Source organism: Stenotrophomonas sp. GQ19 (assembly GCF_059758695.1).
Map to the genome: position 1 here is coordinate 354,709 of NZ_JCAXES010000002.1, position 24,895 is coordinate 379,603.

The 24,895-nt window shown below is 66.0% G+C and carries 25 protein-coding genes and 1 tRNA gene; 12 read left to right on the plus strand and 14 right to left on the minus strand.

The window, feature by feature from the left end; genetic code table 11:
• Positions 1–37 precede the first annotated feature (37 nt).
• From AC6CHL_RS05630 to AC6CHL_RS05640, 3 genes are all read right to left on the minus strand, one after another.
• Complete coding sequence (locus AC6CHL_RS05630) at positions 38–1,939, minus strand: hypothetical protein (protein WP_498293721.1); 1,902 nt, start codon at positions 1,937–1,939, stop codon at positions 38–40.
• A 26-nt stretch (positions 1,940–1,965) separates the two neighbouring features.
• Positions 1,966–2,370, minus strand: a complete 405-nt coding sequence (locus AC6CHL_RS05635) for a pilin (protein ID WP_498293723.1) — start codon at positions 2,368–2,370, stop codon at positions 1,966–1,968.
• A 91-nt stretch (positions 2,371–2,461) separates the two neighbouring features.
• Positions 2,462–2,875, minus strand: coding sequence for a pilin (locus AC6CHL_RS05640; protein ID WP_498293725.1), 414 nt, complete (start codon positions 2,873–2,875; stop codon positions 2,462–2,464).
• Between the two features lie 358 nt (positions 2,876–3,233).
• Between AC6CHL_RS05640 and AC6CHL_RS05645 the strand changes: the two genes are divergently transcribed.
• The 3 genes from AC6CHL_RS05645 to coaE are packed head-to-tail and all read left to right on the plus strand — an operon-like array spanning position 3,234 to position 5,989.
• Positions 3,234–4,490, plus strand: coding sequence for a type II secretion system F family protein (locus tag AC6CHL_RS05645; RefSeq protein ID WP_498293727.1), 1,257 nt, complete (start codon positions 3,234–3,236; stop codon positions 4,488–4,490).
• Between the two features lie 7 nt (positions 4,491–4,497).
• Positions 4,498–5,361, plus strand: coding sequence for a prepilin peptidase (locus AC6CHL_RS05650; RefSeq protein WP_498293729.1), 864 nt, complete (start codon positions 4,498–4,500; stop codon positions 5,359–5,361).
• A gap of 10 nt (positions 5,362–5,371) precedes the next feature.
• Positions 5,372–5,989, plus strand: a complete 618-nt coding sequence (gene coaE / locus AC6CHL_RS05655; RefSeq protein ID WP_498293731.1) for a dephospho-CoA kinase — start codon at positions 5,372–5,374, stop codon at positions 5,987–5,989.
• Between the two features lie 95 nt (positions 5,990–6,084).
• Here the strand turns inward: coaE and AC6CHL_RS05660 are convergent, their stop codons facing one another.
• The 6 genes from AC6CHL_RS05660 to AC6CHL_RS05685 all read right to left on the minus strand — a co-directional run bounded on the left by AC6CHL_RS05660 (position 6,085) and on the right by AC6CHL_RS05685 (position 11,442).
• Positions 6,085–7,452, minus strand: a complete 1,368-nt coding sequence (locus AC6CHL_RS05660) for a sensor histidine kinase (protein WP_051598742.1) — start codon at positions 7,450–7,452, stop codon at positions 6,085–6,087.
• The gene (locus AC6CHL_RS05665; RefSeq protein WP_017356179.1) at positions 7,415–8,092 is read right to left on the minus strand and encodes a response regulator transcription factor; all 678 of its coding nucleotides are present in this window, start codon (positions 8,090–8,092) and stop codon (positions 7,415–7,417) included. The genes AC6CHL_RS05660 and AC6CHL_RS05665 overlap by 38 nt, the downstream gene beginning before the upstream one ends.
• Positions 8,093–8,100: 8 nt before the next feature.
• Positions 8,101–8,568: a hypothetical protein gene (locus AC6CHL_RS05670; protein ID WP_244880180.1), complete on the minus strand. Its 468-nt coding sequence runs from the start codon at positions 8,566–8,568 to the stop codon at positions 8,101–8,103.
• Positions 8,569–8,813: 245 nt separating this feature from the next.
• On the minus strand, positions 8,814–9,707 hold the full coding sequence (gene rimK, locus AC6CHL_RS05675) for a 30S ribosomal protein S6--L-glutamate ligase (protein ID WP_038686616.1): 894 nt from the start codon (positions 9,705–9,707) through the stop codon (positions 8,814–8,816).
• Between the two features lie 102 nt (positions 9,708–9,809).
• On the minus strand, positions 9,810–11,009 hold the full coding sequence (locus AC6CHL_RS05680) for a hypothetical protein (protein ID WP_498293734.1): 1,200 nt from the start codon (positions 11,007–11,009) through the stop codon (positions 9,810–9,812).
• Positions 10,993–11,442: a hypothetical protein gene (locus AC6CHL_RS05685; RefSeq protein WP_498293736.1), complete on the minus strand. Its 450-nt coding sequence runs from the start codon at positions 11,440–11,442 to the stop codon at positions 10,993–10,995. The genes AC6CHL_RS05680 and AC6CHL_RS05685 overlap by 17 nt, the downstream gene beginning before the upstream one ends.
• Before the next feature lie 135 nt (positions 11,443–11,577).
• Between AC6CHL_RS05685 and AC6CHL_RS05690 the strand changes: the two genes are divergently transcribed.
• Positions 11,578–12,315 carry a hypothetical protein gene (locus AC6CHL_RS05690; protein ID WP_498293738.1) on the plus strand — a complete coding sequence of 246 codons (738 nt, stop codon included), beginning with the start codon at positions 11,578–11,580 and terminating at the stop codon, positions 12,313–12,315.
• A 185-nt stretch (positions 12,316–12,500) separates the two neighbouring features.
• Here AC6CHL_RS05690 and AC6CHL_RS05695 read toward each other — a convergent pair.
• Both AC6CHL_RS05695 and AC6CHL_RS05700 read right to left on the minus strand, forming a co-directional pair.
• Positions 12,501–12,574 (minus strand) — tRNA-Gly (locus AC6CHL_RS05695).
• 124 nt (positions 12,575–12,698) lie between these two features.
• On the minus strand, positions 12,699–14,528 hold the full coding sequence (locus AC6CHL_RS05700) for an autotransporter outer membrane beta-barrel domain-containing protein (protein ID WP_498293740.1): 1,830 nt from the start codon (positions 14,526–14,528) through the stop codon (positions 12,699–12,701).
• Positions 14,529–14,729: 201 nt separating this feature from the next.
• On the opposite strand from AC6CHL_RS05700, the gene thiS reads away from it, so the two are divergent.
• The 4 genes from thiS (at position 14,730) to AC6CHL_RS05720 (ending at position 18,394) form a co-directional block, all read left to right on the plus strand.
• Positions 14,730–14,930, plus strand: a complete 201-nt coding sequence (thiS, locus tag AC6CHL_RS05705) for a sulfur carrier protein ThiS (RefSeq protein ID WP_447595370.1) — start codon at positions 14,730–14,732, stop codon at positions 14,928–14,930.
• A 63-nt stretch (positions 14,931–14,993) separates the two neighbouring features.
• Positions 14,994–15,785 (plus strand): thiazole synthase, encoded by a 792-nt coding sequence (locus tag AC6CHL_RS05710; protein WP_128096404.1) that lies wholly within the window; start codon positions 14,994–14,996, stop codon positions 15,783–15,785.
• A complete protein-coding gene (trmB, locus tag AC6CHL_RS05715; protein ID WP_038686604.1) occupies positions 15,785–16,519 on the plus strand; it encodes a tRNA (guanosine(46)-N7)-methyltransferase TrmB in 735 nt (244 codons plus the stop codon). Before AC6CHL_RS05710 ends, trmB begins: the two co-directional genes overlap by 1 nt.
• Before the next feature lie 27 nt (positions 16,520–16,546).
• Positions 16,547–18,394, plus strand: coding sequence for an SLC13 family permease (locus tag AC6CHL_RS05720; protein WP_038686602.1), 1,848 nt, complete (start codon positions 16,547–16,549; stop codon positions 18,392–18,394).
• Positions 18,395–18,422: 28 nt separating this feature from the next.
• Here the strand turns inward: AC6CHL_RS05720 and AC6CHL_RS05725 are convergent, their stop codons facing one another.
• Entirely contained in the window at positions 18,423–18,770 is a 348-nt protein-coding gene (locus AC6CHL_RS05725; RefSeq protein ID WP_498293743.1) for a Rieske (2Fe-2S) protein, read from the minus strand.
• Between the two features lie 177 nt (positions 18,771–18,947).
• Between AC6CHL_RS05725 and AC6CHL_RS05730 the strand changes: the two genes are divergently transcribed.
• The 4 genes from AC6CHL_RS05730 to AC6CHL_RS05745 all read left to right on the plus strand — a co-directional run bounded on the left by AC6CHL_RS05730 (position 18,948) and on the right by AC6CHL_RS05745 (position 22,180).
• Positions 18,948–19,226 (plus strand): hypothetical protein, encoded by a 279-nt coding sequence (locus tag AC6CHL_RS05730; RefSeq protein ID WP_137190173.1) that lies wholly within the window; start codon positions 18,948–18,950, stop codon positions 19,224–19,226.
• Between the two features lie 118 nt (positions 19,227–19,344).
• Positions 19,345–20,052, plus strand: a complete 708-nt coding sequence (locus tag AC6CHL_RS05735; RefSeq protein WP_038686598.1) for a fumarylacetoacetate hydrolase family protein — start codon at positions 19,345–19,347, stop codon at positions 20,050–20,052.
• 56 nt (positions 20,053–20,108) lie between these two features.
• Complete coding sequence (gene mscL, locus AC6CHL_RS05740) at positions 20,109–20,513, plus strand: large-conductance mechanosensitive channel protein MscL (protein WP_038686597.1); 405 nt, start codon at positions 20,109–20,111, stop codon at positions 20,511–20,513.
• 245 nt (positions 20,514–20,758) lie between these two features.
• Entirely contained in the window at positions 20,759–22,180 is a 1,422-nt protein-coding gene (locus AC6CHL_RS05745; protein ID WP_038686595.1) for a M28 family peptidase, read from the plus strand.
• A gap of 44 nt (positions 22,181–22,224) precedes the next feature.
• Here AC6CHL_RS05745 and AC6CHL_RS05750 read toward each other — a convergent pair whose 3' ends face one another.
• Both AC6CHL_RS05750 and AC6CHL_RS05755 read right to left on the minus strand, forming a co-directional pair.
• Positions 22,225–23,691: an alanine/glycine:cation symporter family protein gene (locus AC6CHL_RS05750; protein ID WP_448134280.1), complete on the minus strand. Its 1,467-nt coding sequence runs from the start codon at positions 23,689–23,691 to the stop codon at positions 22,225–22,227.
• A gap of 43 nt (positions 23,692–23,734) precedes the next feature.
• Complete coding sequence (locus AC6CHL_RS05755; RefSeq protein ID WP_498293746.1) at positions 23,735–24,670, minus strand: hypothetical protein; 936 nt, start codon at positions 24,668–24,670, stop codon at positions 23,735–23,737.
• Positions 24,671–24,895 lie beyond the last annotated feature (225 nt).

Genomic DNA, 24,895 nt, shown 5'->3' on the forward strand with positions numbered 1-24,895 from the left:
TGAGGTACCGGTTCATCAGGCGCAAAGACGAAGGGAATTACTTCACTCCAACGGGCACAGTTCCATCAGGATCGCCAAGCAGGCCCAGATCTCGTGCCCTTGCCTGTGCAAGCTCCGCTTGGCGGCGCCACCCCTTCTGGACGAGGGTATCGATGACCTTGCGCGCGTACAGGGGATTGGAAACGCTGTTGTCGATTGCCCGGACGAACATCTCGTCGGCAAGCGACTCGTCGTGCGCGTGCACCATCGCGTAGTCACCCACCTGAGCGTAGCTGTAAGGGGGAAGCGTGGTGCGCTCGAACAGTACGCGGAACGACTGGGCAAGTCGCTTGTCGTCCAGCACCACGCCCTTGTAGCGATTTTCCAGCAACGAGAAAAGTGCCCCCGTTGTCTCCGGGCTCAAGGTCCCGGCCCGGACTTTGTTCACCAGCCTGTCCCACCAGATCGACGGCACGTCCCGCCCACTCTGCGCGGCCGTCAGGATCAGACCCTGGTCACTGATGATTGATGCCCCGGGAAGCTGAGAGCCACGTTCGAACTCGCCGATGGCCATGTCGATGAATGGAGAGTTCGAGTAGCCATCGGACATTCTGAAGTACATGGCGCCAAGATCTGCACTGGCGCGTGCCGAGCCCGGATTCTCGACAACCAGCTCGGTCGCCAGTAGCAGCGGATCCCCCCACGTCGCGGATCGAATGAGGGTCAATCCAGCGGATCCTACCAGAACAGCGACGACGGCGGCCGGCAACACCAGCTGCCGCGCCGCAGCAGGTGCGCGAAGTATCAAGTCACAGGCCACCAGCAGCACGCCGAGCAGAGCCAGGTAGTTGCGATGCTCAAAGGCAAGTTCAAGCGCAATGACATTACTGGTGAGCAGGTGCGATACGAAGAACCATAGGATACCCAGCGCAACCAACGGTGCGCGCCGACGGGCCCATACAGCGGTAGCCAGCAGACCCGACAGCAGCAAGCCTCCGAGTAACGTGGACACCGGCTGCAAAATGCCACGCGAGGGCAGGACATTGTCGTAATAGAACGTAAGATTGCCCGGCGTCGGCAGGAACATCTGCAGCAGGTACATCGGCAGCACTCTCAACTGAGTCAGCAGTCGCTCCCACGTGCCGAAGTTGCGCGCCAAGTAGTGATCGGACCAGTAATGGGGAACCACCACCGCGACGAAAACCACGAAACCGGCAAGCCCCCCCAGGCCGTAGAGCCACCGCCAACGACGTTCGACCGATGTACTGGATGCAGCGAACCGAAGCACCGTCAGCTCCATTGCCAACGCATACACCGGGACGAGTACGGCCGTCTCTTTTGACAGCAAACCCAACAGGGCTAGCAGGACCGCTGCCACGAACCACCGCCAACCCGAACAGGATCGGATCTGGCACAAGCGCCCGCGCAAATAGCAGATCATTGCGGCCAGCATGAAGGTCGCCGCAAGTGTCTCCATGCGCTGCACCACGTACAGAACGCTAGAAACCTGGATGGGATGAATGGCCCAGAGCAGCGCAACAGCGAGGGCCGCAACGTGCCGGGCACGATCCTTCAGCACAACGGTGGCCGTCGGAATGCCTAGAAGAAGGTTGACCAGCACCCACACGAGAACGGTGTTGCACGCGTGCACGAGCAGACCGACAAACTTGTAGCCCCAAGGATTCAACCCGCCCACCGCATGGTTGACTGCCAGCGTAGCCATCGCCAGAGGACGCGCTCCGAATGTGCCTCCCGGATCGAAGGAGATTGCCGCCTGCCAGATCAACGACGGCTGCAGCGCAGCCACGTGCAGCCGCGTGTTTTCCACAATCGTGCTGAAGTCGTCGAAAATGAAGGCGCCGCTCAGCCCGGGCCAGTAAATGACCAGTACCGGGATAACGAGCAGGGCAAATCCTACGCACTGCTGCCACCTACCCACCGCATGCTCACCCTTCGACAACGCCCTCTCCCTCGACTACGGATCAATCAGCTACAGCCAGCCGGCAGCAGCTTTGCATCAAGCGATCCATCGGCCTTGCACCGCCACTCACCCGAGCGGCTACGTGCGATCTCGATGGTCTTGTTGGCCACGGTTGGGCTACCGCGCAATGTGCACCGGATGTACCCATCGTCGGTGGACAACATGCTCAACCGGCAACGCGCGGTACTGCTGGGCAGTCCGACGTCCGACAGATTGAACGTGGTGACATTGTTGGCCAGCACCTGCGATTCGAACATTGTCCGGCCGCCGGTCACTTCGGCCAGGCCCGCCGTCAACTGCGACTTGGCCACGTAATTTTGATAAGCCGGCAGCGCGATAGCTGCCAGTATTGCGATGATCGCGACCACGATCATCAACTCGATCAAACTAAAACCACGCTCCCCACGCATGGCGTCCCCCCATAGGATGCTGTTCGGCTGCACTTCAAAAGAAAAGGGGGCGAAACCGCCCCCCTTCCTCACTCAACGATGGCGCTGAAGATTAGCAGCCGGCCGGCTTGTAAGCAGCCAGTTCGCTCGCAGCGGTGCAGTTCCACGCGCCCGAGCCATTGCGCGCCAGCTCGATGGTCTTGCCCGAAACCTTCGGGTTGCCCTTCAGGGTGCAGGTGATCTTCTGGCCGGTGGCAGCTTCCCAGTTGCCGCTCGGAGCGATGGCGCAACGCGGGGTGCTGGAAGCCAGACCCAGGTCGGCAACGGTCGCAGCGCCGGTCTTGGTGCCGGACTGGATGCCTTCTTCGAACGCGGTCACGCCGCCACGAATATCGGCCAGACCGGCAGTGACCTGCGACTTGGCGACGTAGTTCTGGTAAGCCGGCAGTGCGATGGCGGCCAGGATGGCGATGATCGCGACAACGATCATCAGTTCGATCAGGGTAAAGCCCTGCTGCTTCTTCATGAGTACATCCCCTAGAGGTAGGAAAAAAATGAACACTGGGTCGAAGCCTGGGCCGGCGAACCGGTGAGCGAGGCTGGCGCCCGTGCGGGTGGATCAAAGCAGGTTGCGTGCCAACGTCATCAGCAATGCTCCCCAGCATTCCCCGGCGCAATAATGGCAGTAATCTTCAGGATTGGAACCCCCCGCACGGAAATTTGCGACCAAACCGGCAATGTGACGTATTACGTCACCTTGTGACCGTGGGGGTCCTGGATCCCGGTCACGCTTTGGCCAGATCCAGGGATGCCACAGCGCCCCGGAACCGGCTAACATGCGGCGCAGATAGCCCGCCTGGGGATGGCGTGGCTGGGGAGCCTGTATGTCTGTCAGCCGTAGTGCAGTCAAGAAAGAGCCCGTGGCGCGCAGCACCACGGAGTTGCAGCCGTTTGTCTGGGAGGGGACCGACAAGCGGGGGGTAAAGATGAAGGGCGAGCAGCCCGCCAAGAACATGAACCTGCTGCGCGCAGAGTTGCGCCGCCAAGGCATCACGCCCACGGTGGTCAAGCCCAAGCCCAAGCCACTGTTTGGGTCAGCAGGCAGTTCGATCAGCGCCAAGGACATCGCCTTCTTCAGCCGCCAGATGGCGACCATGATGAAGTCGGGTGTACCTATCGTGGGCGCGCTGGACATCATCGGCAGCGGGCACAAGAACCCGCGCATGAAGAAGATGGTCAATACCATCCGCACCGACATCGAGGGCGGCTCCTCGCTGTACGAGGCGATCAGCCGGCATCCGGTCCAGTTCGACGAGCTCTACCGCAACCTGGTCAAGGCCGGTGAAGGCGCTGGCGTGCTGGAAACCGTTCTGGATACGGTAGCCAATTACAAAGAGAACATCGAAGCACTCAAGGGCAAAATCAAGAAGGCCCTGTTCTACCCGATCATGGTGATGGCGGTGGCGATGATCGTCAGTGGCATTCTGCTGGTCTGGGTGGTGCCGCAGTTCGAAGACGTGTTCAAGGGTTTCGGCGCCGAACTGCCCGCCTTCACGCAGATGATCGTGAATCTTTCGCGATTCATGGTGTCCTGGTGGCTCCCCATCCTGATCGTCATCGTCGGTAGCGTGTTCGGCTTCATCGCCGCCTACAAGCGCTCGCCAACGATGCAGCACACGCTGGACAGGCTGATTCTGAAGGTACCGGTGATCGGCCAGCTGATGCACAACAGTGCCATCGCGCGGTTCGCCCGTACCACGGCAGTGACGTTCAAGGCTGGCGTTCCGCTGGTCGAGGCCCTGAGCATCGTCGCCGGCGCCACCGGCAACAAAGTCTACGAGGAAGCTGTGCTGCGCATGCGCGACGACGTGTCGGTCGGCTACCCGGTCAACATGGCCATGAAGCAGACCAACCTGTTCCCGCACATGGTCATCCAGATGACCAACATCGGCGAAGAGGCCGGTGCGCTGGACGCCATGCTGTTCAAGGTGGCCGAGTACTATGAGCAGGAGGTCAACAACGCGGTCGACGCACTGAGCAGCCTGCTGGAACCGATCGTGATGGTGGTTATTGGTACCATCGTCGGCGGCATGGTGATCGGCATGTACCTGCCCATCTTCAAACTCGCTTCGGTGGTCTGATACACACATGGCATTTCTCGACCAGCATCCCGGCCTCGGCTACCCCGCCGCGGCCGGACTGGGGCTGCTGCTGGGCAGCTTCCTCAACGTAGTCATCCTGCGCCTGCCCAAGCGGCTGGAGTGGCAGTGGAAGCGCGACGCCCGCGAAGTGCTGGAAGAGCCGGACATCTACGAGCCGCCGCCGCCGGGGATCGTGGTGGAGCCGTCGCACTGCCCGCACTGCAAGCACAAGCTGTCCTGGTACGAGAACATCCCGCTGTTCAGCTGGCTGGCCCTGCGTGGCAAGTGCCGCCATTGCCACGCGCCCATCTCCATCCAGTATCCGCTGGTGGAGCTGGTCACCGCCCTGCTGGTACTGGCCAGCGTGTGGCAGTTCGGCTTTGGCTGGCAGGGCTTCGGCGCGATCGTGCTGAGCTGCTTCCTGGTGGCGCTGTCGGGCATCGACCTGCGCACCCAGCTGCTGCCCGACCAGTTGACCCTGCCCTTGATGTGGCTGGGCCTGATCGCGGCCAGCGACAACCTGTACATGCCGGCCAAGCCGGCCCTGCTGGGCGCTTTGGCTGGCTACCTGTCGTTGTGGTCGGTGTGGTGGCTGTTCAAGCAGATCACCGGCAAGGAAGGCATGGGCCACGGCGATTTCAAGCTACTGGCCGCGCTGGGTGCCTGGTGCGGGCTCAAGGGCATTCTGCCGATCATCATGCTGTCGTCGATTGTCGGGGCGATCATCGGCTCGATCTGGCTGTATTCGCGCGGCCGCGACCGCGCCTCGCCCATCCCGTTCGGACCGTACCTGGCCATCGCCGGCTGGATCGTGTTCATGTGGGGCGAGCAGATCATCAACGCCTATATGGGCTACGCCGGCCTGCGTTGAGGGCCGGCCGATGAGCAACTACATCATCGGGCTGACCGGCGGCATTGCCGCCGGCAAGAGTGAGCTCAGCCGCCGCTTCGAGGCACTGGGCATCACCGTGGCCGACGCCGACGTGGCGGCCCGCGACCTGGTCGCCCCCGGCAGCGAAGGCCTGGCCCGGATCACCGCACACTTTGGACCCGACATCCTGCTGGCCGATGGCCAGCTGGACCGTGCGGCGCTGCGCGAGCGCATCTTCGCTTCCGCGCAGGAGCGCCAGGCCCTGGAAGCCATTACCCATCCGGCGATCCGGCAGCAGCTGCGCGCCACCTGCGAGCAGGCCACCGGGCCTTATGCGATGGCCGCCATTCCGCTGCTGGCCGAGGCCGGCGGCCGCCAGCAATACCCCTGGCTCGACCGGGTGCTGGTGGTGGATGTGCCGGTATCGGTGCAACACGCACGGCTGCTGCAGCGCGACGGCATTACGGCCGAGCTGGCCGATCGGATGATTGCCGCCCAAGCCAGTAGGGAACAGCGCCTGGCCTTGGCCGATGACGTGGTGGTCAATGATGGCCAGCCGGAGCATCTGCAGGCGAAGGTGGAGCAGCTGGACCGCCTGTACCGCGAATTGGCGACCAGCCCCCGGTAGAGCCACCCCATGGGTGGCTGCGCGATGCCCGTATGCTGTGAAAAGCAGCCACCCATGGGGTGGCTCTACCCTGCGTGGGAAACGCGGGTCCCGCCTTACAGCGCTGGCGCAAACGTCAGTGTGGCCACCACGCCGCGCTCGACACCCGGGCGCACACTCACCTGCCAGCCGTACAGGTCGCACAGCCGGCTGACGATCGACAGGCCGATGCCGCCGCCCTGCGAATGGCCGGCATGGGTGCCGCGGTAGCCGCGCTGGAACAGTTTGGCCGCGTCTTCGGCGCTCAGGCCGGGACCGCTGTCGATCACGTCCACGCGGTTGCCACTGACCCGCACGCGCACCGAGCCTTCCTGCGAATACTTCACGGCGTTGCCGATCAGGTTGCCCAGCGCGACTGACAAGGCCGACTCGGGCGCATCGATGACCAGATCGCGGTCGCCTTCGAGCACCAGCTCCAGCGGCTTGCCGCCCAGCTGCGCACGGTGCGCGTCCAGCAGCTGCTCGGTCACGCGCGCGACATTGCTGTTGCCCTGCCCGCGCTCGTTGCGCGACAGCAGCAGCAGCGACCCGATCAGGTCGGTGCATTGCTGTTCGGCGCGCTGGATGCGCTGCAGGCGCTGCACCACTTTTTCGTCCAGCCCCGGGCGCGCCAGCAGCAGCTCGGTAGCGCCGCGAATCACCGCCAGCGGCGTGCGCAATTCGTGGCTGACGTCGGCGTTGAACTCGCGATCGCGCTGCACCACTTCGGTGAGCCGCGACGAATAGTCATCCAGCGCCTGGGCCAACTGGCCCACTTCGTCATCGGGGAAGCGCGGGGCCAACGGCTCCGGTTCGCTGGTGCCGCCGCGATAGGCGCGCAGGCGCGCGGCCAGGTCGGACACCGGCTTCATCACCTTGGACGCCGACCACCAGCCCAGTACCAGCGACAGCACGCTGAAGACCAGGACGGAGAAGAACAGCGCGCGGTTGAGCTGGGCTTCGCCGCGGATGCTCTCGGTCATGTCGTACGCGAGGAAGAACCACGCATCGGGCGTCTTGCGGACGGCCAGCTTGTAGGAAAACGGGCGATTCTCTTCGTCCACCCCGGCCACGTTGTAGTTGCCCGTGGCGTAGGCAGCCCATTCCGGTCGCTCCTCACGTACCCGGTCGAACTTGTCCTTGGGGTAGGCAAACGCGCGCACCTGCTGGAAAGGCACTTCCGGGCTGCGGCCCGGATCGAGTTGATACCGCATCGCGAACTCGTCGATGTTGCGGTTCAACACGTCTTCCACCAGCTGGTTTTCCACGCGTGCGCGGGTCCAGTTGGTGGCAAACGCAAACAGCGCCGTCAGGCACAAGCCCAACAGCGCGAAGGACACGATGATGCGACTGCGCAGCCGACGCCGGTACGGTGCCCGGCGGCGCTCCCCCTTCGCCGTCACCGGATCAGGCTTCCGGGGCGGCGATGCGGTATCCGATGCCATGGCGGGTCTGGATCAACGGCACCTCGAAGGGCTTGTCCACCACTGCACGCAGGCCGTGGATGTGCACGCGCAGCGAGTCCGAATCCGGCAGTTCCTCGCCCCACACCCGGGTTTCCAGCTCCTGCCGGGTCACCACGGCCGGGGCCGCTTCCATCAGTGCCTGCAGGATCTTCAGTGCGGTCGGGTTGAGCTGCAGCAGCTTGCCCTGGCGGCGCACTTCCAGCGTGTCCAGGTTGTATTCCAGGTCGCCGGTTTCCAGCACGCGGGTCTGCACGCCCTTGCCGCGACGCGACAGGGCGTTCAGACGGACTTCGACTTCCTGCAGCGCGAATGGCTTGATCAGGTAGTCGTCCGCGCCGGAATCGAACCCGGCCAGCTTGTTGTCCAGCGAATCCCGGGCGGTCAGCATGAGCACCGGGGTCTGCTTGCGTGCTTCGTTGCGAAGCTTGCGGCAGACCTCGATTCCATCCATGCCCGGCAGATTGAGATCCAGCACGATCGCGTCGAACTCATGGACCACGGCCAGATGCAGGCCGGTCACGCCATCGGCGGCGAAGTCGACAGTATGGCCACGGTCTTCGAGGTAGTCGCCCAGGTTGGCGGCGATGTCGCTGTTGTCTTCAATTACAAGAATTCGCACTGTGACCTCTAGTTGGAGAAATTGCCAACGCGCTGCGCCTTGTTCATCTGCAGCTGCGCATCGTTCTTCATGCGCTCACGCTGGGCGAGAGTCAAACACTGGGTAACCGCGAAATTGGAGCCGGTTGCCTTCTCACGCCGACATATTAGACGGCTATCCTCGCGCGCCTGTGTCAAAACCGTGTTCACGATCTGCTGGTCGTTGAACAGATCGGTCTTGGCAGCGGCGGGAATGGACGCCTCCTGCGGGAAGCGTTCCAGGGTGATACGCATACGCCCCAGTGCTTCACGAACGCGACTGCGATCTTCAAGCTTGAGTTCAGAGTACGTCTTGCCATCGTTCATATCGACATCGATGCGCTGGAGTTGTTCAGCCAGCGGTTTGCCGGTGGCGAACACTTCGTCTTTGGCGGCCTGCACCCCACCGGAGGCCAGCAACAGGAGCGACGCAACGGTGGCGAGCTTCATGCGATTCATTTCAACCAATCCTTTAGTCAGCCTGAACAGAACGCCGACTGTATCCCTGTCGGGTTTCCCTCAGCAAGTGAGTTTTGGCAGGCGCGGACGCCCTTGGAAAAAGGCCCAGACGGTAAACCGCCTGGGCCTGAAGTGTGTTCCCGATTACCGATCCTGCTGAGGAGGGCAGAGCTGCGGTTCGTCGAAGCCTACGCCGGGGTCGATTAAACCGGTGTTAAGCGCTCCGAAAGGTTTCGGAAAACCAATCAAGCCTTTGAAATGGAAGGCTTTTTCATGGATGCCACGTGATCGATGATGCGGCCGGCCAGGTCGGCTTGGCAGATCGCCTCGATGCCCTCCAGCCCGGGCGTGGAATTGACCTCCAGCACCAGCGGACCGCGGCTGGAGCGGATCAGGTCGACCCCGGCCACGCTCAACCCCAGCGCCTTGGCCGAGCGCACCGCCACCTGCTGTTCGGCGCGGCTGGCCTTGGCCGCGCGGGCACTGCCGCCAGCATGCAGGTTGGACCGGAAATCCCCGTCCGGGGCTTGGCGCTGCATGGCGCCCACCACCTGGTCGCCGACCACCAGGCAGCGCAGGTCGGCGCCCTGGGCCTCGCCGATGAATTCCTGCATCAGGAAGTTGGCGTACAACCCGCGCAGGGCCTCGACAATGCCGCGCGACGCGCTGGCCTTCTCGGTCAGGATCACCCCCCTGCCCTGGGTGCCCTCATTGAGCTTTACCACGTGCGGCGGCGGGCCGAGCATCGACAACAGGTCGACGGTGTCGTCGGGGTTGTCGCCGAAGACGGTCACCGGCATGTCGATGCCCTTGGAGGCCAGGATCTGGTGTGCACGCAGCTTGTCGCGGGCCCGCAGGATGGCGTCGGAGGGGTTGGGCGTGCGCGCGCCCATCATCTCGAACTGGCGCAACACCGCGGTCCCATAGCGGGTGACCGAGGCCCCGATGCGCGGGATCACCGCATCCACCCCGGTGATCGGGCGGCCCTTGTAATGCATGGTGAAGCCGTCGGCGGCGATCCGCATGTAGCAGCGCAACGGATCGAGCACCCGCACGGTGTGGCCGCGGGTGCGCGCGGCTTCGACCAGGCGGCGCGTGGAGTACAGCTTGCTGTTGCGGGACAGGATGGCGAGTTTCATCGCGGTGCGAAGGGGCGGGAAAGCGCGCAGCATAGCGCGGGGCTACCGTGTCCAGATGACGGTGTGCGCCCGCGCATGCATGCGCCCCGGATGAATGCCCGGTCAGCCCTTGGGCACCGCCAGCCGCGCGCGTAGGCCACTGCCGCCCACCGACACTGCGGTCTGCCGCCACTCCACCACCACGTACAGGGGAACGTTCAGCAGCGGCTCCCGATGCCAGCCATCGGCATCTGCCCATTCGGTATAGGCCTGCAATTCCAGACGGCCGTCGTCGCCCGCAGCGAGCACCTCCAGCCAGGCGCTGCGACGCTGCTTGCCCTGCCCGGCAAACACATGGCGCCCCACCGCCTGCCAGCGGCCGTGCCAGTAGACCAGCCACACGCCTTCCACTGGCCGATGGGTGGCGTCCAGGCAGGAGCCGGCCACCACAATGCACTGGCCGCCGGGACTGGCAATGACGTTGTCCAGATCGCAGACGTGGCGCCCGCTGTCAACGCCGTCCAGGGCCAGCGCGTACGGCTGCGTGTGCTTGAACAGCTCCGGGTGTGCGGTCAGCCGCAGGTCGTCGGGCAACAGCAGGCCTGCGCTGAGCTCGCGACCATCGGGCAGGCGGTGACGCAGCTGCGCCTGCATCGGGCTGGCCAATGCCGGGTCATCAGGCGCCAGCCAAAGGCCGTGGTACGCAACCAGCGCAGTGGCCACATGCGGCTGGCGCAGCACCCACGCCGCCGCGGCGGCGTCCCCGTCAGCCTGGCGCCGTTCGCCGAGCATCTGCCAGAACACATGCGGGACCGCATTGAAGTGAAGCAGGACCTTGCGCTGCGCGTCATACCCAAGCACCACCCCACTGCGGTCAACGTAGGCCAACGTGAGGCGCAGCGGCGTTCCTGCCAGGTCGGTCCACGTGCTGCTTCGCGCATTTCCGCCTTCGCAGGCGATGTCACCCACGATCGCACCGTCGCGCAACATCTGGGTGCAGTACGCGGGGCCACCCATGCCCAGCTCGGCCCAGCCCAGGGTCACATCGCCGGTGGGGGGCTGGCGGGCGAAGGGCGACAACGGCGTCGAGTGCAGTGTCGCGCCACCGACCGGCAGCACGTCGCCGGCCAGGTCGAAGCGCTCCAGCACGCTTTGTACGGCAATAGAGGCGGCCAATGCCGCAATCACGCCCAATGGCGACCACCAGGCGATGCACACCGCCACCAGCACCCCAATGGGCAACCAGCGGGTGTAGCGACGCAACGCCGTACGGTCGGCGGGCCCCGGCGAGGGCGACACGGCGCGCTTATTCCCGCGGGACATGCGGCGCATCCATCCGCACCTTTGGGGTGCAGACACTGTCGTACTGCGCGGTGGCCAGCCAGTCGAGGTTGGTTCCTGCCGGAATGCGCGCTACCGGTCCGTCGATGGTGCTGCGCTCCCAACCTTCTCCGCGTCGCCGTGCGGCATATCGCAGGTCCCACTGCCCCTTCTCCAACCGGTACATCGCGACGGTGCCCCGGGTGCAGTCGGCCTCGATCCGGTACGTTTTGGAGCCCGGCACACGCCCTTCCACGCGACGCGTGCCATCGGGCAAGGTGGTGCGCGTCGACACCGTCGCCTGTACGCCGGGCTCGGCCGGAAACTGCTCCAACGGCGGCAGCACCGCCCACGCGGGCGCGACCATTGCGGTGAAGGCGGGCACCAGCAGATACCGCAGTCGAGACGCTGTGCGATCGACACTGCGACGGATCATGAACGTTCCTTTTTCAGATCGGGCAAGCGGATAGTATGACGGCGGCCCCGTGCCACGATCCCGTCATCCTCACCCGCCGATGCACGGTGAATCGTGTCGACGCCGCGCAGGCCTGCACTCTCCAATGGATTTCCCATGAAACGGATCATTCCCGCCGGCATTGCCCTGCTGAGCCTTCTCCTGTCGGCGACGACACAGGCTGCACCGGGTTCCTTCACCACCTACGGGGATTTCTACCGCTCGTTGGGCGGTAGCCTGTTCCAGGGATCGGGGACGGACATGGCAATGCCCTGCACAGACGCGCCTCGCAACTGCGTCTGGGTGACCTCAATGGGCCAAGCGCTACGACGCTTCGACCAGACGCTCTGGAGCGGGCCGAGCGACCTGGGCATGACAGCCCCTGCCGGCGTACCCGAGGTGGCGTTCGACGGCGAGGCGTTGGTGGTGGGCACGCAGCGCTGGCCCCTGAGCCGTGCGATCAACCTCGCGCCCGCACCGTGGAATGACAACGCGCCGATCGCTGCCGAGAACGTCGCGGTCATGACGCTGTGGCACCGCGGCAGCTCGGTGTGCCTGGACATCCGCCAGGTCAGCAGCGGCAAGGGCGACCGCTACACCAAGGTCGTGCTGCTGCATGAGAAGCAACTCTACGTGCTGCCCCCGCTGTTCGGCACCTGTGCCGCGGTTCGCGAAGCGCCGCACCAGGGGTTCAGCTATCCGAGCAACAGCTACCTGGGCGCCGGGATGGAAACCGATCCGGAAGGTCTGCAGGTGGACTACCTGCTGTCTGACGGCATCACGCGCATCGCGCGATACCGGCTGCGCTTCCCCGACCACGACGATCCCTTCGTGTTCAAGGCCATGCGCGAGTAAGTGGGGATGGCAGCGGCCAACGCGTGCCGATGGCTCCCAAGCGATGTCATTGGAAGTGCCCGGATCTGGCGCCCTGTGTGGATGCCGCACGCGAAAGACGCGATGGCGGTGCGCAGGCAGAAAGAGGGGAATGCGCTTCGTTCAACGGCTTGCAGAGCGCCGCGGGCTGCGGCGGAAGCCGGTGATGGAGCGGGTGAAGGGAATCGAACCCTCGTCAGTAGCTTGGGAAGCTACAGCTCTACCATTGAGCTACACCCGCGTTGCGCCGGGCAAGTTTATGCGGCGGGGCGGTAAAAACGCAACGGGCGGCACTGGGCCGCCCGTTGTGGCTGGCTTTCGCCAGCCGCCGGCAACGCCCCGTGCGGGGCGTTGCGCGCGGTGGATCAGAAGCTGCCGCTGAAGCTGGCGAACAGCGACACGTCGCGGGCACGCTTCTGCAGCGTGGTGGTGCTCATGCCCACGTTGCTGTTCAGGCCCCACAGGTTCAGGCGCGCACCCAGCACAGCGGTGGCGTAGTTCTTGTCGAACTCCAGGCCCGGCACCTTGTACATGCCCACGTCCGGCATCGACTGCAGCCACGCGCTGGCCTGCTTGCCGTCTTCGAACTCGTGGTCGTAGGTGACCTGCACGTACGGCTTGACGCTGCCGCCGTCGAAACGGGCCTGCCAGCCGATGCGGCCGACGGTGGAATCGACATCCTGGTCGCCATAGCCCAGCGCGGTGGCGCTCGGGTTGCTTTCGGTGTAACCGTCCAGCTTGACCTTCTGCCAGATCACCGCGGCCACCGGGCCATGGCGGAAGCCGCCCTCAGCGCCGAACTCATACCCGGCGTTCAACGCGGCGGTCAGGTTGCTGCCTTCCGGCGAGCCTTCATGGATACGGGTCGCCGGGCCCAGCTGGACCTTGCGGGTGACGTCATAGTCCAGCCAGCTGTAGCTGACCTGGCCGTTGACCCACACGCGCTCGCCATACCAGCCGGCGAACAGACCCAGAGAGGTATCGGACTGGGTGAAGTCGCCCTTGCTGTTGCCAAAGTCGGCGTCCATGCGGCCATAGCCGGCGAAGCCGCCGACCACCATGCCATCGCGCGCCCAATCCACGCCGAACAGGCCGGCCGGGGCCATGCCGTCGTACAGGTCGGCATGCGCGTAGCGCTGCATGTCGCCGCGCAGGTTGCCCCACCAGCTCAGGCCGTCGGCCGGACGGCCGTCCAGATGCCAGCTGACCTGGTCGGCGCGCGAACGGCCGATGGTCTGGGCCGAGTGGGTCAGGATCTGCTGGTTGCGCGGGGCTTCCAGGATCGACAGGGTGTACTGGCCCAGCATTTCGTGGGTCGCGTTGGACGGGTGCACGCCATCGGCGAACACGTAGGTCTTGTAGGCGTCCGGGGTCGCATAGGCGGCCGGGCTGCAGGTCAGCGAGGTCGCGGTGAGGCAGGCCTTGTCGGTGACATTGACGAAGCCGTAGGTGGACGGGCTGGCGACGATTTCCTGCAGGATGTGGAAGGTGTCCACCGGAATCACCTGCAGGCCGGCCGCTTTCAGGCCACCGAACAGCGCGTCATTGTAGGCCTTGGCCAGTGCGGTGCCGCCCGCCATGCCAACCGGGCCAGCCGCACGCGCGTCCGGGGTCAGGCCGATGTCGGGAATGGTGGGCACCACCACGTACTGGGCACCGGCCGCCTTCAGGGTGCCGACGATGCCGACCTGATCGGTCACCGCCGCGCCCAGGGTGGCGGCCAGCGGCGCGCCGCGCTGGATGGCGAACAGGTCATTGGCGCCGCCCCACACGGTGTACAGCGCGTTCGGGTCGGCCTTGCCGCCATTGGCAGCCAGGTACTGATTCATCTGGGTCTTGAGCGAGTACACCGGCACTGCCGGGGTGCCTGGCACCAGCACCTGGCTGGTATCCACACCGACGCGGGCGCCGCCGATGGCGTAGTTGTCACCGCCCTGGCCGTTGCCGTGCGCGCCGCCGTTGGTGCCGTAATAGTCGGCCACGTACTCGGACCAGATCCAACCGGGGTTGGTGGTGAACTGGCCGATGATCGGGTTCGCGCTGGCCGGCAGCAGCGGGCGGAAGTAGCCGGCGTCGCTCAGGCTGTCGCCAAATACCACGGTCTTGGTATACGGCGACTGGGCCATGGCCGGCAGGGCGGCCATGGCGATGGCCACGGCCATCAGGGAACGCAGGGGGCGCTTGCTGAGCAGCATGTAAAGCTCCTTGAAGTGGGGGAACAGCCGGACGTACGCCGGCGCACGGTGGCAATGGTTTCACCGCGCCCCGGGCAATTCACGCTGCGTCGCCGCATGAAATCGCCCCGGAGCCGGGAAAACCCGCCACAGCGGCGTCCGCCGCCCGGCAGGCGGCCGGCAAGGGTACGCACCCCGGCCACAATTAGGGACAATGGCGTCATGAACATCGTCCTCAATGGCGACACCCGCCAGCTTCCGCAAAGCGCCACCGTCCACGACCTGCTGCACACCGAGCAGCTGCTTGAGCGCCGGGTGGCGGTGGAGGTCAACGGCGAGATCGTCACCCGCAGCCGGCATGCCAGCCACGCCCTGCAGGACGGCGACGTGGTCGAGATCGTGCACGCACTGGGCGGCGGTTGACCGTGTTGGACCGCGCGTGCACGGGCGCAGCATCGTGACGCGCGATAGGCGATAATTCGCGCCATGAATCCACACGCCCCCAACGACGCGCTGGTGATCGCCGGCAAGACTTACGGTTCCCGGCTGTTGACCGGCACCGGCAAGTTCAAGGACCTGGAAGAAACCCGCATCGCCACTGATGCCGCCGGTGCCCAGATCGTGACCGTGGCGATCCGCCGCACCAACATCGGGCAGAACCCGGGCGAGCCGAACCTGCTCGACGTGCTGCCGCCGGACCGCTACACCATCCTGCCCAACACCGCCGGCTGCTACACCGCCGAAGACGCCGTGCGCACCTGCCGCCTGGCCCGCGAGCTGCTGGATGGCCACAACCTGACCAAGCTGGAAGTGCTGGGCGACCAGAAGACCCTGTACCCGGACGTGGTGCAGACCCTCAAGGCCGCCGAACAGCTGGTCAAGGATGGCTTCGCGGTCATGGTCTACACCTCCGACGATCCGATCCTGGCCAAGCGCCTGGAAGAGATCGGCTGCGCCGCGGTGATGCCGCTGGCTGCGCCGATCGGCTCGGGCCTGGGCATCCAGAACAAGTACAACCTGCTGCAGATCATCGAAGACGCCAAGGTGCCGATCATCGTCGACGCCGGCGTGGGCACCGCCTCGGACGCGGCCATCGCGATGGAGCTGGGCTGCGACGGCGTGCTGATGAACACCGCCATTGCCGGGGCCCGCAACCCGGTGCTGATGGCCAGCGCGATGCGCAAGGCCGTCGAGGCCGGGCGCGAGGCGTTCCTGGCCGGGCGTATCCCGCGCAAGCGCTACGCCAGTGCCTCCTCGCCGGTGGACGGGCTGATCTGATGACCAATCCCTTCGACAGTGCCGGCGCCAAGGCCCCGGCCAAGCCGTTCACCATTACTGAAGGCCGCCGCGAGGTGCGCAGCTTCGTGCTGCGCCAGGGCCGCTTCACCCCCGCCCAGCAGCGCGCGTTCGATGATCGCTGGCCGCGCTTCGGCCTGGACTTCACCGGCGAGCCGCGCGACCTGGACGCCACCTTCGGCCGCGATGCGCGCAAGGTGCTGGAAATCGGCTTCGGCAACGGTGCCGCGCTGCGCTTCGCCGCCCAGCAGGACCCCAGCCGCGACTACATCGGCCTGGAAGTGCACGCCCCCGGCGTGGGCCGCCTGCTCAACGCGCTGGCCGACGACAACGCCGACCACGTGCGCCTGTACCACCACGACGCGGTGGAGGTGCTGGAAAAGGAAATCGCCGATGGCGTGCTCGACGAAGTGCGCATCTATTTCCCGGACCCGTGGCACAAGAAGCGCCACAACAAGCGTCGCCTGATCCAGCCGGGGTTCGCTGCACTGCTGGTGCGCAAGCTGCGCAGCGGCGGCCGCCTGCACTGCGCCACCGACTGGGAAGACTACGCCGAGCAGATGTGGGAGGTGCTGGACGCCACGGACGGGCTGACCAACCGCGCCGGTCCGCGCGGCCAGGTGGACCGTCCCGAATGGCGCCCGCAGACCCACTTCGAAACCCGTGGCCAGAAGCTGGGCCATGGCGTGTGGGACCTGTTGTACGACCGCACCTGATCCCCGCCCAAGGAACCGCGCCACCCCATGGATACCGCGCTGACGCTGACCACCGATATGAAGCTCGTGCTCGGGCTGGTCGGCTTCACGATGGCGATGTTCCTGTTCGAGCGCATCCGCGCCGACGTGGTGGCGCTGGTGGTGCTGGTGGTACTGGGTGTCACCGGCCTGATCGCGCCGGAGGAAATCTTCGGCGGCTTCTCCGGTAACGCGGTGATGAGCATCATCGCCACCACCATCCTCGGTGCGGGCCTGGACCGCACCGGGGCGTTGAACCGGCTGGCCGCCTGGCTGCTGCGACGCGGGCACGGGGTGGAAACCCGCCTGCTGATGATGACCACCGCCATTGCCGGCTTGAACTCCTCGTTCATGCAGAACCCGTCGGTGATGGCGCTGTACCTGCCGGTGGCCTCGCGGCTGGCCGCACGCACCGGGCTGACCCTGCAGCGTCTGCTGCTGCCCATCGCCGCGGCGATCGTGATGGGCGGCGCGCTGACCATGGTGGGCAATTCGCCGCTGATCCTGCTCAACGATCTGCTGGCGTCGGCCAACAACAACCTGCCCTCGGGCCTGGCCACCATCGAACCGTTGCGCATGTTCGCGCCGCTGCCGATCGGCGTGGCGCTGCTGGTCGCCTCGCTGCTGTATTTCCGCTACTTCGGCGACCGCAAGCTGGTCGAAGAGGAAACCCTGGCCAACGACGGGGTCACCCCGGCGCGCACCGAGAGCTACTTCGCCAAGACCTACGGCATCGAAGGCGACGTGTTCGAACTGGTGGTCAGCGCCGAGAGCCCGCTGGTGGGCATGACCCTGGGCGAAGCGGAGAACGTGCACGACGCGCCGCTGCTGCTGGCGCTCAAGACCGGCAATGACACCCGGCTGGCACCGCCGGCGGAGATGCGCATCTGGGTGGGCAGCGTGCTGGGGGTGATGGGCGCCCGCGCGCAGGTCAACGACTTCGCGCAGAACCAGTTCCTGCGCATGTCCTCGCGGCTGAAGCATCTGGGCGACCTGTTCAACCCCAGCCGCGCCGGTATTTCCGAGGCCGTGATCCCACCCACCTCGGACGTGATCGGCAAGACCGCCTCGGAACTGCGCCTGCGCAAGCAGCGCGGGATCAGCCTGCTGGCGATCAACCGCGACAAGCAGGTGATCCGCGAAGACGTGCGCAACGTGGCCCTGCGCGCCGGCGACATGCTGGTCTTCCACAGCATCTGGACCGACCTGGCCCAAGCCGCCAAGAGCCGCGATTTCGTGGTGGTCACCGACTACCCCAAAGGCGAGCAGCGCCCGCACAAGTTCAAGATCGCGATGAGCATCTTCGCCATCACCATCCTGATCGCGCTGACCTCCAAGCTGCCGGTGGCGCTGACCCTGATGACCGGCGTGGCCGGCATGCTGCTCACCGGCGTGCTGCGCATGGACGAGGCGTATGCCTCGATCAACTGGAAGACCATCTTCATGATGGCCGGCCTGATTCCGCTGGGTTGGGCCATGGACAGCAGCGGCGCGGCGGCGTGGGTGGCCGGGCACACCATCGACCGCCTGCCCACCGGCATTCCGGTATGGGTACTGGAGATCGCGCTGGCGCTGTTGACCACGGTGTTCTCGCTGACCATCAGCCACGTGGGCGCGACCATCGTGATGGTGCCCATCGCGGTCAACCTGGCGCTGGCCGCCGGCGGCAACCCCACGGCGTTCGCGTTGATCGTGGCGTTGTCGGCGTCCAACAACCTGATGACCGCGTCCAATCCGGTGATCTCGATGATCACCGGGCCGGCCAACTACACCCCGCGCGAGCTATGGCGCGTCGGTGCGCCCCTGTCGTTGATCTACACCATCGTGGTGGTGGCGATGATCAACCTGATGTTCTGAGGAAAGCGTAGCGACCCACGGTCGCTACCTACCCGAGCCACACCTGGCCGTCGCGCACCTGCAACGACACCGCGCGCAGGCGGTCGCCTTTGCACGGGCCGGCTACGCAGCTGCCATCGTCAAGCGAGAACGACGCGCCGTGCGCGGCGCACACCAGATGGCCTTCACGGCTTTTCAGGAACTGTCCCGGTGCCCAGTCCAACCGTCGCCCGGCATGCGGGCAGATGTTCAACCACCCGCGGACATCGTCACCATGGCGGTACATGACCAGCGACTCGCTGTCGCCGTCCAGGGTGACCTCGACCTCGGCAAAGCCTGCGTCGGCAATGGCGTCCAGGGCCATCAGGGGAACGGCGGCGGTATCGGAAACAGACATGTCGGCACGAGGATTCAACGGGGCGGCATTCTCTCACGCCGTCACGTGGCTGGCCCGGCGATGAACACAAGTCATTGATTTGAAATGAACGCACGGTACGTTTAACGAGTTTTTCACTCAATGGCAGAGGCCACCCCGGATACTGATGGCTCGCTGACTTCAGCCAAAAGAAACGCCATGTACAAGCGCTACTTCCAGTTCAACACGTTCCGCACCCTGTTCGCGCCGCGCAAGCCGCGCCATCCGCTGGTGCGCGTCGCGGTGGGTCTGTTGGGCTTGGCTATCCTGGCCGCGCTGGTGTTCGTGGGGGTGTTCGTGGGTGCGGCGATGATCATCGCCGGTGTTGCGTGGAAGCTGCTTGCCCAGCGCAAGCAGGGCACGCGCCCGAGCGACCCGCAGGTGGTGGACGCCGAGTACCGCGTGGTTCGCAAGCAGGCATTGCCGCTGTCGCGTTGAGGGGTTGCCGCGCCCTTCGCGCGGCCCTCTGTCCGTCCCGCATTCGGCCACGTTTGGCGTGGCACGTCGCGCGCGCTCGTTCTAGACTGCCTGTGACCCAACGTGACAGGACGCGAGCATGACCGATGTAATCCCCACGCCCGAGCAGCCGCGCATTCCGGTGGCCGGTGGCGGTACGTTCCCGGTGCGCCGCATCTACTGCGTTGGGCGCAATTTCGCCGACCACGCACGCGAGATGGGCGCCGCCGTTCCGGCAGCCGATGACCGCGGCCGCCCGATGTTCTTCAGCAAGCCCGCCGATGCGATCGTGGTCGGGCATGACGATGTGATCCCCTACCCGCCTGCCACCCACGACCTGCACCACGAAGTGGAGCTGGTGGTGGCGATCGGTCGCGACGCGCCCGCCGGCGAGCTGCCGGTGGACCAGGCCGAGGCGCTGGTGTTCGGCTACGGTGTCGGGCTGGACCTGACCCGCCGCGACCTGCAGGCGGCGGCCAAGGCCAAGGGCCACCCGTGGGACCCGGCCAAGGGCTTCGATCATTCCGCGCCGATCAGCGAACTGGTGCCGGCCGGTGAAGTGGGCGACCTGGCCGCGCTCAACCTGTCGCTGGAAATCAACGGCGAAGTGCGCCAGCAATCGCTGCTGGACCAGATGATCTGGAACGTGCCGGAGATCCTGCACGAGCTGTCCAAGCTGTGGGCGTTGAAGGCCGGCGACCTGGTCTTCATGGGCACCCCGGCCGGCGTGGCGGCACTGCAGCCCGGCGACCGTTTCAGCGCGCGTCTGGAGAATGTGGCAGAGCGCCACGGCATCATCGCCGGATGACACCTGCTGCGTTACGCTGCGCCGTCATTTGATTACCCCTGCCACAGGAGAGCCCGATGGGAATGTTTACCGAGTTCAAGGAATTTGCCATGCGTGGCAACGTCATCGACCTGGCGGTCGGTGTCGTGATCGGTGCGGCGTTCGGCAAGATCGTCACCGCACTGGTGGACAAGATCATCATGCCGCCGCTGGGCTGGCTGATCGGCCGGGTGGATTTTTCGCAGCTTGCCTGGACCCTTGCCCCCGCGCGGCTGGGACCGGATGGCAAGGAAATCCCGGCGGTGGTGATCGGCTACGGTGACTTCCTCAACACGCTGGTGCAGTTTGTGATCGTGGCGTTTGCGATCTTCCTGGTGGTCAAGGTGATCAACCGCCTGGCCCGCAAGAAGGAAGCCGCGCCGGCCGCCCCGGCTGAAGAAGTGCTGCTGCTGCGCGAAATCCGCGACAACCTCAAGCGCTGAAGCATCAGCATCCCGGTAGTGCCGGCCGCTGGCCGGCTCCGGGCGATGATGGGTTCCTGCAGAGCCGGCCAGCGGCCGGCACTACCCGGTGGTTCTGGCGGTTGCCGATGCACATGCGAAACCTCGCCCCGGCGGGGTTTTCGCGTATGGAAAACAGCGTCCGCGCAACCATGACCTCCCACCCATGTGCGGGCCGGGCAGGCTGCTAAGCTCGGACGCTTCTGTCCTGCTTTCCGGAGCTGTCCATGCGTCGCCGCGTCCTTGCCATCGCATCCTCCCTCGCACTGTTGGCCGCCCCGGCGTTCGCGGCGACCGGCCCCACCACGCTGGCGCCCAAGTCGCTGGCCACCGCCGCCGAACTGCGCGAGCAGGCCCTCAAGGACGACACCGGCTGGAAGGTGGTCGAGTCGCTCACCACCGAGATCGGCCCGCGCATCGCCGGTGGCGAGGCCGATGCCCGCGCCGTGGCCTGGGCCGTGGCCAAGTTCAAGGCACTGGGTTTTGACAAGGTCTGGACCGAGCCGGTGACCTTCCCCAAGTGGGAACGCCGCAGTGAACACGCCCAGGTGATCGGCAAGCACGCCCAGCCGCTGACCATCACCGCGCTGGGCGGCAGCCCGGGCGGCACGGTCGAGGCCGAGGTGGTGCGCTTTGCCGACCTCGCCGCGCTGCAGGCGGCGCCGGAAGGTTCCCTGAAGGGCAAGATCGCCTTCGTCGACTACCAGATGACCGCCTACCGCGACGGCCGTGACTACGGCAACGGAGGCGCGGTGCGCAGCAAGGGCCCGTCCGAGGCGATCCGCAAGGGTGCGGTGGGCTTTGTGATGCGCTCGGCCGGTACCGATTCGCACCGCGTGCCGCACACCGGCATCACCCGTTTCGATGACGGCCTGACGCCGGTACCGGCCGCGGCCTTGTCGGTACCCGATGCCAACCAGCTCGCCCGCCTGGTCGCGCTTGGCAGCACCACGCTGAAGCTGAGCCTGGATTGCGGGTGGGACGGCAAGGCCACCTCGTACAACGTCATCGGCGAAATCACCGGGCGCAGCCTGCCCAAGGAAGTCGTTGTCATCGGCGGTCACCTCGATTCCTGGGACCTGGGCACCGGTGCCGTGGACGATGGCGCCGGCGTGGGCATCACCATGGCCGCGGGCCACCTGATCGGCCAGCTCAAGCAGGCCCCGAAGCGCACCATCCGCGTGGTGGCGTTCGCCAACGAGGAACAGGGTCTGTACGGCGGCAAGGCGTATGCCGAGGCCCATGCCAAGGACGTGGTGTTGCACCAACTGGCCGCCGAGAGCGACTTCGGCGCCGGCCGCATCTACGCCTTCAACACCGGCTCGCCGAACCCGCAGGGCTCGCGCGATGCCACCCGCCAGATTGCCGACGTGCTCAAGCCACTCGGCATCGAGTACGCCGCCGACAAGGGCGGCCCCGGCCCGGACGTGGGTCCGCTGGCCGCCAAGGGCGGCGCCTGGGCGTGGTTGGCGCAGGACGGCAGCGACTACTTCCACCTGCACCACACCGCCGACGACACGCTGGACAAGATCGACCCGGCCGCGCTGGCACAGAACGTAGCCGCCTACACCGTGTTTGCTTACCTGGCCGCCGAGGCCGACGGCAGCTTCGGCAGCGAAGCCAAGCCGACCACGCCGCCCAACGAATGACGGTCCACAGGGACCGTGGCGCTTCGCCACGGTCCCTGCCCTGCTCATTTGCCGCCGCGCGCGGCGATCTCGTTCCACAGCTCAGCCCGGGCAACGCCGGCCACCTGCGGGTTGAACACCGGGTCGATGCCGGCACGCCGGCTTTTCTCGTAGTCCCGCAATGCGGCCAGTGCCGGCTTCTGCAACAGCAGCAGCGCGATGATGTTCAACCAGCTCATCAGGCCGACACCGATGTCGCCCAGCGACCATGCCACCGTTGCGGTATTGACCGCCGACCACGTGGCCACGCCCAGGAACGCCACCTGGAACAGCCGCAGCACCCACGGGCGGTGCTGGTTGCGGCACAGGTACACCACGTTGGTTTCGGCGTTGTAATACAGCGCCAGGATGGTGCTGAAGGCGAACGGCAGAATCGCCAACGCGATGAAGGCCGTGCCGAATCCGGGCAACGCCGACTCGACCGCGTGCTGCACGAAGTGCGGTCCGGCGGCCAGCCCCGGTACGTTCGCCACCAGCATGCCGGCATGGCTTGCCGCCGCCGGGTCGTACACGTTGTAAGCGCCGGTGGACAACACCAGGAATGCGGTGGCGCTGCACACCACCAGGGTGTCGATGTAGACCGAGAATGCCTGCACCAGCCCCTGCTTGACCGGATGCGAGACCTCGGCGGCCGCAGCCGGATGCGCGCCACTGCCCATGCCGGCTTCATTGGACATCACCCCGCGGCGCACGCCCCACTGGATGGCGGTGCCGATCATCGCGCCAAAGGCGGCATCGGTACCGAACGCGCTGTCGACGATCAGCCGCGCCATGCCCGGCAGCGCATCCACGTTGAGCGCCATCACCACAGCGGCCACCAGCAGATAGCCGATCGCCATGATCGGCACCACCACCTGCGTCACGCTGGCGATACGGCGTACGCCGCCGAAAATCACCAACCCGACCACGACCACCATGCCGGCCGCCGATGCACTGGCGGGAACGCCCCAGGCGCCGTCGAGCGCACTGGCGATCGCATTGGACTGGGTACCCGGCAGGAACAGCCCGCAGCCAATCACCGCGCTGATCGCGAAGGCCACGGCATACCAGCGCTGGCCCAGCGCGCGTTCGATGTAGTACGCCGGGCCGCCGCGGTACTGCCCGTTGGCATCGCGCTCCTTGTAGATCTGCGCCAGGGTCGATTCGATGAACGCGCTGCTGGCACCCAGGAAGGCCACGCACCACATCCAGAAGATCGCGCCGGGACCGCCGTAGGCGATGGCCATCGCCACGCCGGCGATGTTGCCGACGCCGACGCGGCTGGACAGCGACAGGCTCAGTGCCTGGAACGAGGACACCCCGGAGGCCGAACTGCTGGAACTGAACAACAGGCGCAGCATGTCCGGCAATGCACGCAGCTGGATGAAGCGGGTGCGCACGCTGAAGTACAGGCCGGCCAGCAGGCACAGCCCCACCAGCGCCGGGCTCCAGACCAGGTCGAGCAGGCGGGCGACGATGGATTCGATGGTCATGGGCGGCTCCCGAGGACAGGACGGCGGGTCGAGGGCGCGCGCATCAGAAGTACATCCCGAGCGCGATCTGCGGGCTGACGAACGCACCGCTGTTGCGGCCGCCCACGCTGAACTCGACGCCGGCGATCAGCCCCAGCGAGGGACTGAAGTGGTACTCGATGGCCGGCGCAAGGCTGACGCTGCTGCTGGAAGGCCGCCGCTGGTTGACGCTGCGCAGGCCCTCGCTGCCCGGGGCATAACCGGTGATGTGCTGGTCGCTTTCACGGCTGGCGGTAACGTCCAGCGCGGCCACCCAGCGCGGGTTGAAGCTGTATTCGGCGCCCAACGAGAGACCCAGCAGCGAGCCCCGCGCGATGCTGCCGCGGAAGCCGGCATCGGTGCCGTACACGCTGCTGTCGTGCAGCGCCACGCGCGCAGGTGCCGGACTGGCGCTGAGCTGGCCACGCCAGCGCAGCGGGCGGTCATTGGGCATCCACAGCACCTGCTGCACGCCCAGTGCAAAGGTGGTGCGCTGCACGCCATCGCCCTGGGCGTTGAGTGGATTGCCACCGATGCGGTCGTAACTGCCGGTGGCAAAGCGCTGCAGCAGCGCCACCGAGATGGCCGGGCGCGTGCCATCGGCGCTGGGCGCCTGGAGCAGGTACTGCAGGCGCGCGGTGGTGTCACCGGCACGTACCGCACCGCTGCGCGCGCCGGCCGCGTCGGCACGTGCCGCGCTGAGATTGACCTGCGCGGTCACGCGCTCGCCCATGCCATAGGCGATGGGCACCACGGTGAGCCAGGCGCCGCTGTCGCTGCTGCGCTGACGGCGACCGGTGGTGTCGTAACCGGCATCACTGTCGACGCGGACCAGGTACGGCTCGATGTACCAGTGGCCGCGCGCGACCCCGGCCGGGTTGGCAGTCACCAGCGGGCCGGTGAAGTTCACCCCGTCCAGGCTGCGCGCCTGCGCGGCGGCGTGCGGAGCGACAAGCCCCATGGAAACAGCCGCCAGCGCTAGTGCGGCGACACGATGAAACGACAACGCGGACAAGGTCATGCCAAGACTCCCGTGAGACTGGAAAGAAGGCGGTGCGCAAGCACACCGCTGCGCCAATCTGCACAGCGCGCCGGGCGGCAACAACGTGCGAAAACCTTATTTTTTCCGATCTGTGCGGGGCTTCACGCATGTAAATTCAAAACACTTGCGATGGTGCTGTTTTGC

What these genes read in the sequence shown, in the direction of transcription:
- AC6CHL_RS05635 (WP_498293723.1), bottom strand. Translation starts at nt 2,370, where the DNA reads ATGCGTGGGGAGCGTGGTTTTAGTTTGATCGAGTTGATGATCGTGGTC.
- AC6CHL_RS05640 (WP_498293725.1), bottom strand. Translation starts at nt 2,875, where the DNA reads ATGAAGAAGCAGCAGGGCTTTACCCTGATCGAACTGATGATCGTTGTC.
- AC6CHL_RS05645 (WP_498293727.1), top strand. Translation starts at nt 3,234, where the DNA reads ATGTCTGTCAGCCGTAGTGCAGTCAAGAAAGAGCCCGTGGCGCGCAGC.
- AC6CHL_RS05650 (WP_498293729.1), top strand. Translation starts at nt 4,498, where the DNA reads ATGGCATTTCTCGACCAGCATCCCGGCCTCGGCTACCCCGCCGCGGCC.
- coaE (WP_498293731.1), top strand. Translation starts at nt 5,372, where the DNA reads ATGAGCAACTACATCATCGGGCTGACCGGCGGCATTGCCGCCGGCAAG.
- AC6CHL_RS05660 (WP_051598742.1), bottom strand. Translation starts at nt 7,452, where the DNA reads ATGGCATCGGATACCGCATCGCCGCCCCGGAAGCCTGATCCGGTGACG.
- AC6CHL_RS05670 (WP_244880180.1), bottom strand. Translation starts at nt 8,568, where the DNA reads ATGAATCGCATGAAGCTCGCCACCGTTGCGTCGCTCCTGTTGCTGGCC.
- rimK (WP_038686616.1), bottom strand. Translation starts at nt 9,707, where the DNA reads ATGAAACTCGCCATCCTGTCCCGCAACAGCAAGCTGTACTCCACGCGC.
- AC6CHL_RS05680 (WP_498293734.1), bottom strand. Translation starts at nt 11,009, where the DNA reads ATGTCCCGCGGGAATAAGCGCGCCGTGTCGCCCTCGCCGGGGCCCGCC.
- AC6CHL_RS05685 (WP_498293736.1), bottom strand. Translation starts at nt 11,442, where the DNA reads ATGATCCGTCGCAGTGTCGATCGCACAGCGTCTCGACTGCGGTATCTG.
- AC6CHL_RS05690 (WP_498293738.1), top strand. Translation starts at nt 11,578, where the DNA reads ATGAAACGGATCATTCCCGCCGGCATTGCCCTGCTGAGCCTTCTCCTG.
- AC6CHL_RS05700 (WP_498293740.1), bottom strand. Translation starts at nt 14,528, where the DNA reads ATGCTGCTCAGCAAGCGCCCCCTGCGTTCCCTGATGGCCGTGGCCATC.
- thiS (WP_447595370.1), top strand. Translation starts at nt 14,730, where the DNA reads ATGAACATCGTCCTCAATGGCGACACCCGCCAGCTTCCGCAAAGCGCC.
- AC6CHL_RS05710 (WP_128096404.1), top strand. Translation starts at nt 14,994, where the DNA reads ATGAATCCACACGCCCCCAACGACGCGCTGGTGATCGCCGGCAAGACT.
- trmB (WP_038686604.1), top strand. Translation starts at nt 15,785, where the DNA reads ATGACCAATCCCTTCGACAGTGCCGGCGCCAAGGCCCCGGCCAAGCCG.
- AC6CHL_RS05720 (WP_038686602.1), top strand. Translation starts at nt 16,547, where the DNA reads ATGGATACCGCGCTGACGCTGACCACCGATATGAAGCTCGTGCTCGGG.
- AC6CHL_RS05725 (WP_498293743.1), bottom strand. Translation starts at nt 18,770, where the DNA reads ATGTCTGTTTCCGATACCGCCGCCGTTCCCCTGATGGCCCTGGACGCC.
- AC6CHL_RS05730 (WP_137190173.1), top strand. Translation starts at nt 18,948, where the DNA reads ATGTACAAGCGCTACTTCCAGTTCAACACGTTCCGCACCCTGTTCGCG.
- AC6CHL_RS05735 (WP_038686598.1), top strand. Translation starts at nt 19,345, where the DNA reads ATGACCGATGTAATCCCCACGCCCGAGCAGCCGCGCATTCCGGTGGCC.
- mscL (WP_038686597.1), top strand. Translation starts at nt 20,109, where the DNA reads ATGGGAATGTTTACCGAGTTCAAGGAATTTGCCATGCGTGGCAACGTC.
- AC6CHL_RS05745 (WP_038686595.1), top strand. Translation starts at nt 20,759, where the DNA reads ATGCGTCGCCGCGTCCTTGCCATCGCATCCTCCCTCGCACTGTTGGCC.
- AC6CHL_RS05750 (WP_448134280.1), bottom strand. Translation starts at nt 23,691, where the DNA reads ATGACCATCGAATCCATCGTCGCCCGCCTGCTCGACCTGGTCTGGAGC.
- AC6CHL_RS05755 (WP_498293746.1), bottom strand. Translation starts at nt 24,670, where the DNA reads ATGGGGCTTGTCGCTCCGCACGCCGCCGCGCAGGCGCGCAGCCTGGAC.